The sequence below is a fragment of the Dyella sp. 01L423 genome (genome assembly GCF_056399945.1).
Genome location: NZ_JBFTSI010000006.1, coordinates 38,836 through 53,218, shown reverse-complemented (window position 1 = coordinate 53,218; position 14,383 = coordinate 38,836). Strand labels below are relative to the sequence as shown.

Sequence of the window (14,383 nt, the reverse complement as noted above, 5' to 3'; positions counted from 1 at the left end):
TTTGATGCCCCCGGCGGGGAGCCCTACAATGGCCCGATTGCAGGGAGCTGACATGAGCGTTTTTGAAACCACCGTATCCGAGCTGGCCGAGCGTTTTGGCCTGGTGTGCCACGGCGACGGCTCCCGCGTCATCGACGGCGTGGGCACCCTTGCCGGCGCCGGCCCGAGCCAGCTGAGCTTCCTCTCCAACAGCAAATACGCCTCGCAATTGACGGCCACCCGGGCCGGCGTGGTGGTGATGCGCGAGGAAAACGTGGCCGACAGCCCGGTGCTTGCCCTGGTGGCGCGTGATCCCTACGTGGCCTACGCCAAGATCGCCGCCCTGTTCGAACGCCTGCCTGCCTCGCCGCAGGGCATCCACCCCTCCGCCGTGGTGGCGCCGACCGCACGCGTGGCACCGACCGCCAGCATCGGTCCCGGTTGCGTGATCGAGGATGGCGCCGTGGTGGAAGACGGGGCGATTCTCGGCCCGCACTGCATCATTGGCCCCGAGTGCACCGTAGGCGCCCAGTGCCGCCTGGTCGCCCGGGTGACCCTGGTGATCCGCGTCACGCTGGGCAAGCGGGTACTGGTGCATCCCGGCGCGGTGATCGGTTCGGACGGCTTCGGCCTCGCCTTCGACCGCGACCACTGGATCAAGCTGCCGCAACTGGGCGGCGTGCGCATCGGCGATGACTGCGAAATCGGCGCCAACACCACCATCGACCGCGGTGCGCTCGACGACACCGTGCTCGAGGAAGACGTGCGCCTGGACAACCAGATCCAGATCGCCCACAACGTCTATATCGGCGCGCACACCGCTTTGGCGGGCTGTGCAGCCGTGGCCGGCAGCGCCAAGATTGGGCGCTACTGCATGATCGGCGGCAATGCCGGCGTGCTGGGCCATCTGGAAGTCGCCGACCGGGTTACCATTACCGCCAAGAGCCTGGTCACGCACTCCATACGCGAGCCCGGTGAATACTCCTCGGGCGTCCCACTGCAGGAAAACCGCCAATGGCGGCGCAACGCAGCCCGATTCAAGCATCTCGATGAATACGTGCGCCGCCTTTCGGCGCTGGAGAAGGACAGCAACAATGAGTGACCTGACCGTGCCTTTCCACCTTCCCGTGAACGTGGAACAGATCCAGCAGCTGCTGCCGCACCGCTATCCGTTCCTGCTGGTCGACCGTGTGATCGAGCTGGTGCCGGACAAGAGCGCCGTGGCGATCAAGAACGTGACGATCAACGAACCGTTCTTCCAGGGCCACTTCCCGGGCCATCCGGTGATGCCGGGCGTGCTCATCGTGGAAGCCATGGCCCAGGCTGCCGGCCTGCTCACGCAGATCTCCAGCCGCCTCAAGGGCACCACCGGCAGCCCGCTGTTCTACCTGGCCAAGGTGGACAACGCGCGCTTCAACGCGCCAGTGGTGCCGGGCGATCAGTTGCGCCTTGAAGTCGAACTCAAGCGCCTGTTGCGCAGCATGGGCCTGTTCGAGGCGCGCACCATCGTCAACGGCAAGGAAGTGGCGAGCTGCGAGCTGATGTGCGCCGCGAGGTCCGACAAATGATCCATGCCACCGCGCAGATCGATCCTTCCGCCGTCATTGGCAATGACGTGAGCATCGGCGCGTACAGCGTGATCGGCGCTGACGTGCATGTCGGCGAAGGCACGGTGATCGGTCCGCACGTGGTGATCGAAGGTCCCACGCGCATCGGACGCGAGAACCAGATCAGCCAGTTCGCCTCCTTGGGTGGCGCGCCGCAGGACAAGAAATTCAAGGGCGAGCCTACCGAGCTGATCATTGGCGATCGCAACCTGATCCGCGAGTTCGTCACCATCAACCGCGGCACCAGCGATGGCGGCGGCGCCACGCGCATCGGCAATGACAACTGGATTCTTGCCTACGTCCACATCGCCCACGATTGCCAGATCGGCAACAACACGGTGTTCTCCAACTACTCCGCCCTCGCCGGCCACGTGGAAGTGGGCGACTGGGTGGTGATGGCCGGCTTCTCCGGCGCCCACCAGTTCTGCAAGATCGGCGCGCATGCGTTCATCGGCATGGGCTGCCTGCTGGGCTCGGACGTGCCGCCGTTCGTGATGATGGCCAACGAGCAACGTGGACGTCCGCGCGGCATCAACAGCGAAGGCCTCAAGCGTCGCGGTTTCGATACCACGCGTATTTCTGCCATCAAGCGCGCTTATCGGACGCTGTACATGGCCGGCTTGACGCTGGCTGATGCGCGCGAGCAGCTGAGCACGCAGGCGAACGACAGCGACGACGTGCGCGCCATGCTTGAGTTCCTGGATCGCAGCGAGCGTTCGTTGGCACGTTGATATGAGCTTTGCTCATATCAACAAATCAGGCACGGGCTCTGGCTCTTACGGCGGGTCACAACATGCTTGAGAATCAGGTGACAAGACGCGCCCCAACCATCGCAGTGATCGCTGGCGAAGACTCCGGCGATCAGCTGGGCGCCGACCTGATCGCGGCGCTCCGGCGCCGCTATCCCGAAGCGCGCTTCGTCGGCATCGGTGGCGCGCGCATGCAGGCCACCGGCTTCGACTCCTGGTACGACATTCGCGAGTTGTCGCTATTCGGCTTTGCAGAAGTCGTCTCGCATCTGCCGAGGCTGCTGAAGCTGCGCAAGGAGCTGGTGGCCCGCATCATTGCCGCACGACCCGATGTGGTGGTCGGCATCGACGCGCCCGACTTCAACCTCGGCGTGGAAAAACGCCTGCGCGAAGCCGGCATCCGCACCGTGCACTACGTGAGTCCTTCAGTCTGGGCCTGGCGCGAGAAGCGCACGGAAAAAATCGGCCGCAGCGCCAATCGCGTGCTATGCCTGTTCCCGATGGAACCGGCGATCTATGCACGTCATGGCGTCGATGCGCGCTTTGTCGGCCATCCCTTGGCCGACCGCTTTGCGCTGGTTTCCGATCGCATCGGCGCCCGTGATTTTCTCGGCATTCCGCTAAGCGTTCCGGTGCTCGCCGTATTGCCGGGTAGCCGCGGTTCCGAAATCAAGCAACTGGGCAGCGCTTTCATCGAGGCCGCGCGCAAGGTCGCCGCGCAGATGCCGGGCCTGCGCATCATCGTGCCGGCCGCGAATGAGCGCGTGCATGCCAGCCTCAAGCAGATCATCGGCCATGCCGATGACGAAAGCGCGCCGCAGCTGATCGACGGCCATGCGCACGAAGCGATGCTTGCCGCCGATGTGGTGATGCTCGCCTCGGGCACGGCCACGCTGGAGGCGATGCTGGCCAAGCGCCCGATGGTGGTGGGTTATCGGGTGTCGCCAGTGAGCTACCGCATTGCGCGTGCATTGAACATGCTCAAGACGGACGTCTATTCGCTGCCCAATATCCTGGCCCGCGCCAACGGCATGGGCGACGACGTCGTGCTGGTGCCCGAACTGATGCAAGACGATTTCACCGCCGACCGACTGGCCCAGGCCACGCTGGCGCTGTTCCAGGACAGCGAGCGGCGCGGCGCCATCGTCGCCGCGTTCGAGCAATTGCATCTCGCCTTGCGCGGCGATCTGCAAGGCCATGCCGGCGATCTGGCGGCCGACGCGGTCGCCGAGCTGATCGAGGCGCAGCATGCCTGAAACAAGAGCCAGGATGCGTCGTGAAGCGCCAACCGCCGATGCCGTCGTGCGCTTTATCGCTGGCGTCGACGAAGCCGGCCGCGGACCGCTGGCCGGTCCGGTGGCGGTGGCGGCGGTGATCCTGGATCCGTCCAAACCACGCATCCGCGGCCTGGACGACTCCAAGAAACTCACGCATGCCAAACGCGAAGCGCTGTACGAGAAAATCGTCGAACGCGCGCTGAGCTACAGCATCGTGATGGTGATGTCCGACGAGATCGACCGCATCAACATTTTCCAGGCCACCATGACGGGCATGAGCCGGGCCTTGGCGGGCCTCACGCCCAGTGCGCACGAAGCCTGGATCGACGGCAATGCCCTGCCGCGCGATCTGCCCTGCGCCGGGCGCGCCATCATCGGCGGCGACGCGCTGGAGCCTGCGATCAGTGCGGCATCGATCCTCGCCAAAGTCACCCGCGACCGCTGGATGGTGGAACTCGATCGCCAGCATCCCGGCTACGGCTTCGCCGAGCACAAGGGTTATGGCACGCCGGCCCATCTGGCCGCGCTGCAGCGACTGGGGCCGTGCCCGCATCATCGACGCAGCTTCGCGCCGGTGAAGATCCTGGTGGACCAGGGCGTGCTGTTCTAGAACGATCCAAACGGAATAGACGTCCAACTCACTCGGCGTGAGCCGCGTCTCGAGATGCATCGATGAGGCCAAATAGCGGCTGGTCATGCATGTCCATTGACCCACGTCATCGGCTCGCAATAGCGCTACGCTAGGCTCGAATCCTGGAACAGCGCCCGGCATTGGATAGGCACGACGAGGCAACCTTTTTCGCCGCCGCTGCATCCGAATGGATAAGGAAGGTAGCCACCGCCTGCTCCCTCACCCGCTGAACGATCCACGCGGTGCGGTGTCTCCAGTAAGCAGGGATGCTGGCCCATGCGGTCTCCCCAGCCGCATGGCACTCAAGCTCCAAGCGCGCATTCGACCGCAGGAGTTGCGTCATGAGCACCACCCGCCGCCCCAACGAGCCTGACATCAGCCCCAATCTCACGCCCCACTCGCAACTCACGCTCGAAGAGATGAGTGCGATCGCCGACGCCGAATACCGTCACGTCGACTACGACCGCCATCCGCTACGTGTGGAAGGACTGGAACACTACCTCGACCGTTACGACGCCAGCGAACGCTTTCATATCTGGTGAATGGTCCAGGCTGGCGACGATGGAGCGCCATCGTCGCCTTGAAATGGGTGATCAGTCGCGCGCCCGCAGCAGACTGTGCCGATAGCCGTAGCCGACATAGATGAGCATGCCGAGCGCCGTCCAACCGGCCAGCAGCATCCAGTTGCCGGCATTCATCTGCGCGAGCAGGAACAGGCACACCGCCACGCCCAGCGGGCACACCACCGCGGCGGCAGGCACGCGGAAGCCACGCGGCAAATCAGGACGCGTGCGACGCAGGACCAGCACGCCGACGCATACCGTGGCGAAAGCCAGCAGCGTGCCCATCGAGAGCAGGTCGCCGAGCAGGCTCAGCGGAAACACCGCCGCCAGCACGCCGCCGACCAGACCCACCAGCACAGTCGTGCGATGCGGCGTCTGGAAGCGCTCGTGCACGGCGCCGAACATGCGCGGCAACAAACCATCGCCGGCCATGCTGTAAAGGATGCGGGCCAGGCCCAGATGCATCACCAGGATCACCGAGGTCAGGCCGGCCACGGCACCCACCTGCGTCAGCAGCTTGAGCCAGGCGAGCTGTGGATGCGCCGCCAGCGCGGTCGCGACTGGCTCGGCGGTGGCGAGCTGGGCAAACGGGACCAGCCCCGTGAGCACCGCCGCCACGATGATGTAGAGCACGGTGCACACAGCCAGCGAGATCAGGATGCCGGCGGGCACGTTCTGCTGCGGATTGCGCGTTTCCTGCGCTGCCGTGGCCACCGCGTCGAAGCCGATGTACGCGTAGAACACGCTGGTCGCCGCACGGAACACGCCGCTCCAGCCGTAATGGTCGCCGCCCTGATTGGCCGGCACATAGGGGTGCCACAGCGACGTGTCGATGTATTGCAGGCCAAACACCACGAACAGGATCACCACCAGCACCTTGACCACTACCACGACGCTGGCGAACAAGGTCGATTGCCGCGTTCCCGTGTAGAGCAAGGCCGTGATCGCGGCCACCACCAGCAACGCCGGCAAGTTGATCCATGCGCCAGTCACCACGAAGTGACCGTCATGGAAAGCCAGCGGCGCATTGGCCAGCACGCTGGGGACATCGATGCCCATGCTGTGCAGCAGACCCACGCCGTAACCGGACCAGCCTACCGCCACCGACGACACCGCCAGCAGGTACTCGGCCACGACGTTCCAGCCGATAAACCAGGCCAGCAACTCGCCGAAGGTGGCGTACGCATAGACGTAGGCGCTGCCCGAGACCGGCAGCATGGCGGCGAATTCCGCGTAGCTCAGCGCGGCCAGTGCCGCGGCAAGGCCAGCCAGCACGAAAGAGAGGGTCAAGGCCGGACCCGCATGCTCGGCCGCTGCCTGCCCGGTGATCACGAAGATGCCTGCGCCGATCACCGCACCCACGCCCAGTACGATCAGATCCTTGAGGCCCAGCGTACGCCGCAGGTTGTCGCTGGCCGTCAACGACGACTCGATGGGTTTGGCAGTGAACAGCGATCGGATCAATGACATCGGTGCTTCCCCGGCAGGCATCAGGCCGCCGTGCAGATGGATAAAGCGTTCGACCATGCCAGTCCCCGCCCTTCCCTGCAACCGCCATAGGTCCGGCTGATCGACGCCACGGCTCCGGCCCGGGCCTCGGCTATGCTTCGCCCATCCAGGGGGAGAGACGATGCGACACTCGATTCGAACGACGCTGGCCGTGCTGGCGCTTGCCGTCGCGACCCTCGCCCAGGCCCGCCCCGGACCCGGCGATGTTCCGCCCGACTATCTCGGCCACGACCGCGACGGACATGACGTGCTGGTGTCCGGCATGCGCGGCAAAGTGGTGATCGTTTCCTTCTGGGCTTCGTGGTGCGCCTACTGCCGCAAGGAGCTGCCCGTGCTGGCCGCGCTGCAAAAGCTCAAGGGCGCGGACGAGCTGAAGGTGATCGGCGTCAATCACGAAGACGAGTACGACAAGTTCAAGGACTTGCGCCGCCGCTGGCAGAACCTCGACGTGATCCTGACTTTCGATGCCGCCGACAACCGCATCGGCAAGCCGTACGCGATCAACGGCCTGCCCTTCATGGTGATGATCGGCCGCGACGGGCGCATCGCCCACGTGCATACGGGCTATGGCGAAGATTCGCTGGACACCATCATGGCGGAAGTGGACGAACTGCTGGCCCAACCCGCCCCCGAGGCGACCAGGCCAGCCACGGCGACCCCGACATCTTCCTGATCCCACGGGGAAAAGCGGGCGGCAGGTAATGTCAATTCTTGCCCGCCCCGTGCAGCACCGTTAGGCTGAACATCCATCTCGCGCGTGCGCCATGTCCGTTCGCTTCGCTCACCTTCACTTGCACAGCGAATATTCGCTGGTCGACTCGACTGTCCGCATCAAGGGACTGGTCGAAGCCTGCGTGCGCCTGGGTATCCCGGCCGTTGCGCTGACCGACGACAGCAACATGTTCGCGCTGGTGAAGTTCTACAAGGCGTGCAGTGCCGCCGGCATCAAGCCGATCGGTGGCTGCGACCTTTGGGTGAGCGCGCCGGATGATCCGCGTCCCTGGCGTCTGACGGTCGTCTGCCAGGACCGCGAGGGTTACCTCAATCTGTCCCGCCTGGTGTCGCGCGCGTGGCGCGACGGTCAGCACAGTGGCCGTGCGTTGGTTGATGCCAGCTGGCTGACCGAAGACGCGACCCGTGGCCTGATCGCCTTGCTCGGCCGCGAAAGCGAAGCCGGACGTATCGCCGTCAACCAGGGCGTGACCAACGCGGCAGCCCGCCTGCGACCGTTCGCCCAGCAGATGGCCGATCGCCTGTATCTCGAGCTGACCCGCACCGGTCGCGACGGCGAGGAAAACTGGAATGCGGCCGCCCTGGCCCTGGCCAGCGAGCTCGACCTGCCGGTGATCGCCAGCAACGACGTGCGCTTCCTCAAGGCGGACAACTTCGAATCGCACGAAGCGCGCGTGTGCATCAACCAGGGCCGCGTACTGGCCGATCCCAAGCGCCCGCGCGACTACAGCAACCAGCAGTACCTGAAGTCGCCGGAAGAAATGGAGGCGCTGTTCGCCGATCTTCCCGAGGCGCTGGAAAACACCATCGAGCTGGCCAAACGCTGCTCGCTGGAACTGGATTTCGGCACCTACTACCTGCCTGATTTCCCGGTCCCGGAAGGCCACGACCTGGCCAGCTATATCCGCGAGATTTCGCGCGAGGGCCTGAGAGAGCGACTCGAATTCGCCGGCGTGGCGCCGGGCCGTACGCGCGAGGAATACGAAACGCGCCTGGAACGCGAGCTGGACGTCATCATCAAGATGGGCTTCCCCGGCTACTTCCTGATCGTGGCGGACTTCATCAACTGGGGTAAGCAGAACGGCATTCCCGTCGGACCGGGCCGTGGTTCGGGCGCGGGCTCGCTGGTGGCGTGGGTGCTGAAGATCACCGACCTGGATCCGATCCAGTTCGACCTGCTGTTCGAGCGATTCCTCAATCCCGAACGCGTGTCGATGCCCGACTTCGACATCGACTTCTGCATGGATCGCCGCGATGAGGTGATTGACTATGTCGCGCGCAAATACGGCCGCGATCATGTCAGCCAGATCATCACATACGGCTCGATGGCGGCGAAGGCTGTGCTGCGCGATTCCGGTCGCGTGCTCGGCATGGGCTATAACGCGGTCGACCGCATCGCCAAGCTGATTCCTGCACGTCCGCTCGACCTCACGCTGCAATGCGCGCTGGGTCGCTCGGAAAAAGCCAAGAAAGAGCCCGACCGCATCGTCAAGGAGTTCTGCGAACTCTACGAGCAGGACGAAGAAGCGCGCACGCTGATCGACCTCGCACTCAGCCTGGAAAGCCTCACCCGTAACGTGGGCAAGCACGCCGGCGGCGTGGTGATCGGCCCCAAGCCGCTGACCGAGTTCGCACCGCTGTACTGCGAACCGGGCGGCACCGGCGTGGTGACGCAGTACGACAAAGACGACGTGGAAGCCGTCGGCCTGGTGAAGTTCGACTTCCTCGGCCTGCGCACGCTGACCATCATCGACTGGGCGGTGAAGGCCATCAATCTGCGCCGCGAGACTTGCGGCGAAGCGCCGCTGGATATCGCCGCGCTGCCGCTCACCGACGCGCCCACCTACGACCTGCTGAAAAAAGCGCAGACGGTGGCCGTATTCCAGCTCGAATCCTCCGGCATGCAACGCATGCTCAAGGACGCCAAGCCCGACCGCTTCGAAGACATCATCGCGCTGGTGGCCTTGTATCGCCCCGGCCCGATGGATCTGATCCCCAGCTTCGTGGCGCGCAAGCATGGCCGCGAGGATGTGATCTATCCCGACCCGCGCGTCGAGCCGATCCTGAAAGAGACCTACGGCATCATGGTCTATCAGGAGCAGGTGATGCAGATGGCGCAGATCGTCGGCGGTTATTCGCTCGGCGGCGCCGACCTGCTGCGCCGCGCGATGGGCAAGAAGAAACTCGAGGAAATGGCGAAGGAACGCGCCAAGTTCCGCGAGGGCGCCGCCAAGGATGGGCTGACCGGCGACAAGGCCGACGCCATCTTCGACTTGATGGAAAAGTTCGCCGGCTACGGCTTCAACAAGTCGCATGCCGCGGCATACGCGCTCGTTTCATATCAGACCGCGTGGCTGAAGGCGCACTACCCCGCCGAGTTCATGGCCGCGACGATTTCGTCGGACATGGACAACACCGACAAGGCCGTCACCTTCATCGACGAGTCCAAGGCGATCGGCCTGAAGGTGTTGCCGCCTGACGTCAACGCGTCCGAGTTCATGTTCGTGGCGGTGGAAGCGGACGGGTCATCGTCCACCGGACGCCAGGGCGCCCGCACGATCCGCTACGGCTTGGGCGCGATCAAGGGTGTCGGCCAGGGCGCGTGCGAAGCGATTGCCGACGAACGCAAACGCAACGGCCCCTACAAGGATCTGCCCGACTTCTGCCGTCGCGTGGATTCGACCAAGCTCAATCGACGCGTGCTCGAAGCGCTGATTCTTTCCGGCTCGCTCGATGCACTGGCAGAGAATCGCGCCAGCCTGATGGCGCAGTTGCCGAACGCGATGAAGGTTGCCGAGCAGCATTTGCGCGATCGGCAGAGCGGCCAGAACGACATGTTCGGCGCCATGATGGGAAGCGTCGCACCCGTCGTGCAGGTCGATCTTCCCACCGTGCCCGAGTGGCCGCTGGAACAATTGCTGCAGGGCGAACGCGACACGCTAGGCCATTACCTTTCCGGCCATCCCACCGATCCGTGGAAGGATGAACTGGCGCAGCTGTCCACCTGCCCGCTGGGCGAGATCGGCGATCGCTACCAGCCGCCCAAGCCGCGCAAGAACGATGACGGCGACAACAACCGTTTCCGTCGCGGCCCGGATACACCGTGGACCGTGGCCGGCATGGTCACGGCCATCCGCAAGCGCGGCGATAGCGATGCCTTCGTGCGGCTGGAGGACGGCACCGGCATCATCGAGGTGAGCTTCTTCGGCGAGCTCTACCAGCAGGTGGCGCCGCTGCTGACGCGCGACGAAATGCTGGTAGTGGAAGGCGGCCTGCGCATCGACGATTTCTCCGGCGGCGGCTTCGCCCTGCGCGCCCGCAGCGCCTACACCCTCGGCGACGGCTGCCGCCGCTACGCACGCCTGCTGCGTTTAAAACTGAACGGGGTGAACCCGGCTTTCATCGAGGACCTGCGGCGGACGCTGGCTGGTTACCGGGGTGGGCGCGCTAGCGTGATTCTTTACGGGTATCACAACGCTACGGCGCAGGCGGACCTGGAATTGGGCGAGGAATGGCGGGTGGATGCTATTCCGGAGTTGTTGCGGGCGATTCGGGCGGTGCCTGGGGTGGAGGCTGCCAAGTTGAGGATTGTGAAGACGGATGATCGGCCGCGAGGGGATTGATTGACCGGTCGGCGCGTCCTTTCCTAGTCGTCATTCCGACGCAGGCCGGATTCCAGTTTCGTCAGTCTCCCGTTGTTGCCTCTCCGCCAGCGTGCCGCCTACGCGGCGGGCGTTTCGATCGGCTGCCGCCGACCGAGTCACTTTTCTTTTGCTGGCCCAAAAGATCCCACGGGACTAGCTTCGCGTCGAAAGTAACCCAAAGAAAATGGCCTGATGACGCCCGCAGCATCGTGTTTGGATAAGCCCGAACGCTCGAGGTGCACCGTCATGGGACAACCTCCGAGGGTACACAGCGGGTACTACAAAGCGCTGCGCAACGCACCCGAATCGCCGAGGACTTAAAGCGGGGGCTCGCTTCGCATGGCCCTTGGTTTGCCAGGTTTCGCGGTGAGCATCACTTCTCCCTCTCCCCTCCGGGGAGAGGGCCGGGGTGAGGGGCCAATCTAGACTCACGGCCACAAAAAGGCCTCTCTTTACTCTTTCCTAACCCCATACGCCCCCGTTCCCGCGAAATTCCGCGGCCCGGTATACTTGCGCGCTTCCGTGTCATGAACTGCACCGAATGAATCCCAACTTCCTCGATTTCGAACAACCCATCGCCGAGCTGGACGCGAAGATTGAAGAGCTTCGCCATGCCAGTCACGGGCAGGCGTTCAACATCGACGAAGAAGTCGCCCGCCTGCGCGAGAAGCTGAAGCTCAAGACCAACGAGATCTTCCGCAACCTCACGCCCTGGCAGGTGACTCAGTTGTCGCGCCATCCGGGCCGTCCGTACACGCTCGATTACATCAGCGTGATGTGCGACGAGTTCCATGAGCTGGCCGGCGACCGCGCCTACTCGGACGATGCCGCCATCGTGGGTGGCCTGGGCCGCATCAACGGTCGCTCGGTGATGATCATCGGCCACCAGAAGGCGCGCGATACCAAGGGCAAGGTGCGCCGCAATTTCGGCATGCCGCGCCCCGAGGGTTACCGCAAGGCGCTGCGCCTGATGAAGATGGCCGAGCGTTTCGGCCTGCCCCTGATCACCCTGATCGACACCCCGGGAGCCTATCCCGGCGTCGGCGCCGAAGAACGCGGCCAGTCCGAAGCCATCGCCCGCAACCTGCTGGAAATGGCCGATCTGAAGACGCCGATCATCTGCACGGTGATCGGTGAAGGCGGCTCGGGCGGCGCGCTGGCCATCGGCGTGGGCGATCGCACGATCATGCTGCAGTACTCCACGTATTCGGTGATCTCGCCCGAAGGCTGTGCGTCCATTCTGTGGAAGAGCGCCGAGAAGGCCCGCGACGCCGCCGAGGCCCTGGGCCTCACCGCGCCGCGCCTGCTGGAGCTGGGCCTGGTCGACAAGGTCGTGCGCGAGCCGCTGGGCGGCGCCCATCGCAACCCGCACTCGATGGCGGTGCGCCTGAAAGCCGTGCTGCTCAACCAGCTCGACGAGCTGGAAGCGCTGCCGGTCAAGGACCTGATGGACCTGCGCTACAAGCGCCTGCGCGGCTACGGCGCGTACGTCGAGTAACGACGGCCTCCCTGTAGGAGCGCACTTGTGCGCGACCGCACTGCATCGCAAAGCCGGTCGCGCACAAGTGCGCTCCTACAAAGAAATACGATCGTCGCCCCAGCGCGCTACCATCCGTGCCAACGCCGCCCGGAATCGCGTCCATGGCAAACGAACACACCAGCAAGCTGGCTGTCCTGATCGATGCCGACAACGCACAACCGGCGATTGCCGAGCCGTTGCTCGCCGAAGTGGCCAAGTACGGCACCGCGCACGTCAAACGCGCTTACGGCGATTGGACGTCCAATCACCTGAAGAGCTGGAAAGAGCAACTGCTCACCCAGTCGATCCAGCCGATCCAGCAGTTCGGCTACACCAGCGGCAAGAACGCCACCGATTCGGCGATGATCATCGATGCGATGGACTTGCTCTATTCGGGGCGCTTCGATGGCTTCTGCATCGTCTCCAGCGACAGCGACTTCACTCGCCTGGCCGCGCGCATCCGCGAGTCGGGGTTGATCGTCTACGGTTTCGGCGAACGCAAGACACCTGATCCCTTCGTGGCTGCCTGCGACAAGTTCATCTACACCGACATCATCGTCGGCAAACCCGATGAAGAGCAGCCGCTCAAGCCACGCACGGCCGCCCAGCTCAAGCAGGATTCCAGCCTGGTAAACCTGTTGCGCAATGCCCTGGAAGCGGCCTCGGACGACGACGGCTGGGCCGCACTCGGCGGCGTGGGTTCCATCATCACCAAGCAGCGCCCGAACTTCGACGCTCGCAGCTATGGCTACAACAAGCTGAGCGAATTGATTGCCGCCACCACACTGTTCGAACTCGATCGCCGCAGTCCCGGCGAAGGACGCCCCAAGGTGATCTACGTGCGCAACAAGGGCAAGAAGACAGCGGCTCGTGAATAAGCTGATCGACACGCTCCGCCACGCCTTGCAGCAGCAACCGCAAGGACACCTGTGCGTCGCGTACAGCGGCGGCCCCGATTCCACCGCGCTGCTGCATGCGCTCGCCCTATTGCCGGAAGCAAAAGCGCGCGAGCTGCGCGCCCTGCATATCGACCACGGTTTGCATGCGGACAGCGCTACCTGGGCCGAACGCTGCAAACAGATGGCGCGCGAGTGGGGTGTGCCGTGCCTGGTGTTGCGCGTCCACGTCGATCATGCGCGCGGCTATGGCCTGGAGGCCGCTGCGCGCGATGCGCGTTATCGCGCCTTCGCCGCCTCGCTGCAAAAAGGCGAACGACTGTTGCTGGCGCACCATCGCGACGATCAGGCTGAAACCGTTCTGCTGAAGTTGCTGCGTGGCGCCGGCCCTGAAGGACTGGGCGGCATGCGTGCGACGCGTCGTCTCGGCGAAGGCCTGCTGTGGCGTCCGCTGCTGGACACGCCGCGAGATGAATTGCGCCGTTACGTGGCGCAGCACGAACTCCCGTGCATCGACGATCCGTCGAACAACGACGCGCGACTCTCGCGGAATTTTCTGCGCCACGAGATCCTGCCGCGCCTCACCCAACATTGGCCGCAGGCGGTCGATTCCATCGTGCACAGCGCCAGCCTTCATCGCGCCGCCACCGAAACGCTGGAGCGGCAATGGCGTAGCGAACAGGCGCGCTTGCTCGACACCACCAACGGCAGCCTCGACGCCCACGGCTGGCTCGCGCTTTCGCCCGCGCTGCGGCATCCGCTGCTGGACGATTGGCTGCACGCCCGCGGACTCACCGCGCCCACCACCGCCCAGCGCGAGCAGATCGAACGCCAGTGCGGCGCCCGCGACGGACAGCTGCCCTGCATCCGCTGGCCAGGCGCCGAGGTGCATGTGTGGCGGGGACGCCTGTGGGCGCTGCCGCCGCAGCCGCTGATCGATCCGCAATGGGGTGCTGACTGGCATGGCGAGCCGCTGGCCTTGCCCGATGGCGGGAGCCTGCGGCTTGATCCGCCCGGGCAGCTGAGCGACGCGCTCAGCATCCGCCTGCGCCGAGGCGGCGAGCAGCTGCGCCCGGCAGGCGATGCGCACACCCGCGAACTGCGTGACCTGTTCCAGCAGGGCGGCATGCCGCCATGGCGTCGACTGGCCTGTCCGCTCCTCTACGCGGGCGAGGAACTGATCGGGGTGGGCGACCGCTGGCTGAGTGCGCGTGGCGTGGCCTTGTTCGGCGAGGCACGGCCCCTATGGCAACCGGCCTACTGAGCGTTGTTGCGAT

General features: G+C 64.8%; 12 protein-coding genes. 11 read left to right on the top strand and 1 reads right to left on the bottom strand.

From position 1 onward, the window contains the following. Positions 1-52: 52 nt before the first annotated feature. From lpxD to AC1DMY_RS16490, 6 genes are all read left to right on the top strand, one after another. The gene (gene lpxD, locus AC1DMY_RS16515) at positions 53-1,081 is read left to right on the top strand and encodes a UDP-3-O-(3-hydroxymyristoyl)glucosamine N-acyltransferase (RefSeq protein ID WP_477165977.1); all 1,029 of its coding nucleotides are present in this window, start codon (positions 53-55) and stop codon (positions 1,079-1,081) included. Beyond that, positions 1,074-1,547, top strand: a complete 474-nt coding sequence (gene fabZ / locus AC1DMY_RS16510) for a 3-hydroxyacyl-ACP dehydratase FabZ (protein WP_046972869.1) — start codon at positions 1,074-1,076, stop codon at positions 1,545-1,547. The genes lpxD and fabZ overlap by 8 nt, the downstream gene beginning before the upstream one ends. Then, positions 1,544-2,317: an acyl-ACP--UDP-N-acetylglucosamine O-acyltransferase gene (gene lpxA / locus AC1DMY_RS16505; RefSeq protein WP_441605253.1), complete on the top strand. Its 774-nt coding sequence runs from the start codon at positions 1,544-1,546 to the stop codon at positions 2,315-2,317. Before fabZ ends, lpxA begins: the two co-directional genes overlap by 4 nt. 62 nt (positions 2,318-2,379) lie before the next feature. Next, the gene (lpxB, locus tag AC1DMY_RS16500) at positions 2,380-3,591 is read left to right on the top strand and encodes a lipid-A-disaccharide synthase (RefSeq protein WP_477165976.1); all 1,212 of its coding nucleotides are present in this window, start codon (positions 2,380-2,382) and stop codon (positions 3,589-3,591) included. Positions 3,592-3,604: 13 nt separating this feature from the next. After that, positions 3,605-4,222: a ribonuclease HII gene (locus AC1DMY_RS16495; RefSeq protein WP_477165975.1), complete on the top strand. Its 618-nt coding sequence runs from the start codon at positions 3,605-3,607 to the stop codon at positions 4,220-4,222. Positions 4,223-4,584: 362 nt separating this feature from the next. After that, on the top strand, positions 4,585-4,785 hold the full coding sequence (locus AC1DMY_RS16490; protein WP_477165974.1) for a hypothetical protein: 201 nt from the start codon (positions 4,585-4,587) through the stop codon (positions 4,783-4,785). 51 nt (positions 4,786-4,836) lie between these two features. Here AC1DMY_RS16490 and AC1DMY_RS16485 read toward each other — a convergent pair whose 3' ends face one another. Next, positions 4,837-6,276, bottom strand: coding sequence for an amino acid permease (locus AC1DMY_RS16485; RefSeq protein ID WP_477166125.1), 1,440 nt, complete (start codon positions 6,274-6,276; stop codon positions 4,837-4,839). A 160-nt stretch (positions 6,277-6,436) separates the two neighbouring features. Between AC1DMY_RS16485 and AC1DMY_RS16480 the strand changes: the two genes are divergently transcribed. The 5 genes from AC1DMY_RS16480 to tilS all read left to right on the top strand — a co-directional run bounded on the left by AC1DMY_RS16480 (position 6,437) and on the right by tilS (position 14,370). After that, positions 6,437-6,988 carry a TlpA family protein disulfide reductase gene (locus tag AC1DMY_RS16480; protein ID WP_477165973.1) on the top strand — a complete coding sequence of 184 codons (552 nt, stop codon included), beginning with the start codon at positions 6,437-6,439 and terminating at the stop codon, positions 6,986-6,988. Between the two features lie 91 nt (positions 6,989-7,079). Then, a complete protein-coding gene (gene dnaE / locus AC1DMY_RS16475; RefSeq protein WP_477165972.1) occupies positions 7,080-10,670 on the top strand; it encodes a DNA polymerase III subunit alpha in 3,591 nt (1,196 codons plus the stop codon). A 562-nt stretch (positions 10,671-11,232) separates the two neighbouring features. Continuing rightward, on the top strand, positions 11,233-12,189 hold the full coding sequence (locus AC1DMY_RS16470; protein WP_121881621.1) for an acetyl-CoA carboxylase carboxyltransferase subunit alpha: 957 nt from the start codon (positions 11,233-11,235) through the stop codon (positions 12,187-12,189). A 143-nt stretch (positions 12,190-12,332) separates the two neighbouring features. After that, positions 12,333-13,088, top strand: coding sequence for an NYN domain-containing protein (locus AC1DMY_RS16465; protein ID WP_046972876.1), 756 nt, complete (start codon positions 12,333-12,335; stop codon positions 13,086-13,088). Then, entirely contained in the window at positions 13,081-14,370 is a 1,290-nt protein-coding gene (tilS, locus tag AC1DMY_RS16460) for a tRNA lysidine(34) synthetase TilS (protein ID WP_477165971.1), read from the top strand. Before AC1DMY_RS16465 ends, tilS begins: the two co-directional genes overlap by 8 nt. The last annotated feature ends 13 nt before the right edge of the window (positions 14,371-14,383 follow it).

Coding starts and splice junctions, on each gene's coding strand:
- AC1DMY_RS16485 (WP_477166125.1), bottom strand. CDS start 6,276: ATGTCATTGATCCGATCGCTGTTCACTGCCAAACCCATCGAGTCGTCG.
- AC1DMY_RS16470 (WP_121881621.1), top strand. CDS start 11,233: ATGAATCCCAACTTCCTCGATTTCGAACAACCCATCGCCGAGCTGGAC.
- lpxB (WP_477165976.1), top strand. CDS start 2,380: ATGCTTGAGAATCAGGTGACAAGACGCGCCCCAACCATCGCAGTGATC.
- fabZ (WP_046972869.1), top strand. CDS start 1,074: ATGAGTGACCTGACCGTGCCTTTCCACCTTCCCGTGAACGTGGAACAG.
- AC1DMY_RS16495 (WP_477165975.1), top strand. CDS start 3,605: ATGCGTCGTGAAGCGCCAACCGCCGATGCCGTCGTGCGCTTTATCGCT.
- AC1DMY_RS16490 (WP_477165974.1), top strand. CDS start 4,585: ATGAGCACCACCCGCCGCCCCAACGAGCCTGACATCAGCCCCAATCTC.
- lpxD (WP_477165977.1), top strand. CDS start 53: ATGAGCGTTTTTGAAACCACCGTATCCGAGCTGGCCGAGCGTTTTGGC.
- dnaE (WP_477165972.1), top strand. CDS start 7,080: ATGTCCGTTCGCTTCGCTCACCTTCACTTGCACAGCGAATATTCGCTG.
- AC1DMY_RS16480 (WP_477165973.1), top strand. CDS start 6,437: ATGCGACACTCGATTCGAACGACGCTGGCCGTGCTGGCGCTTGCCGTC.
- AC1DMY_RS16465 (WP_046972876.1), top strand. CDS start 12,333: ATGGCAAACGAACACACCAGCAAGCTGGCTGTCCTGATCGATGCCGAC.
- lpxA (WP_441605253.1), top strand. CDS start 1,544: ATGATCCATGCCACCGCGCAGATCGATCCTTCCGCCGTCATTGGCAAT.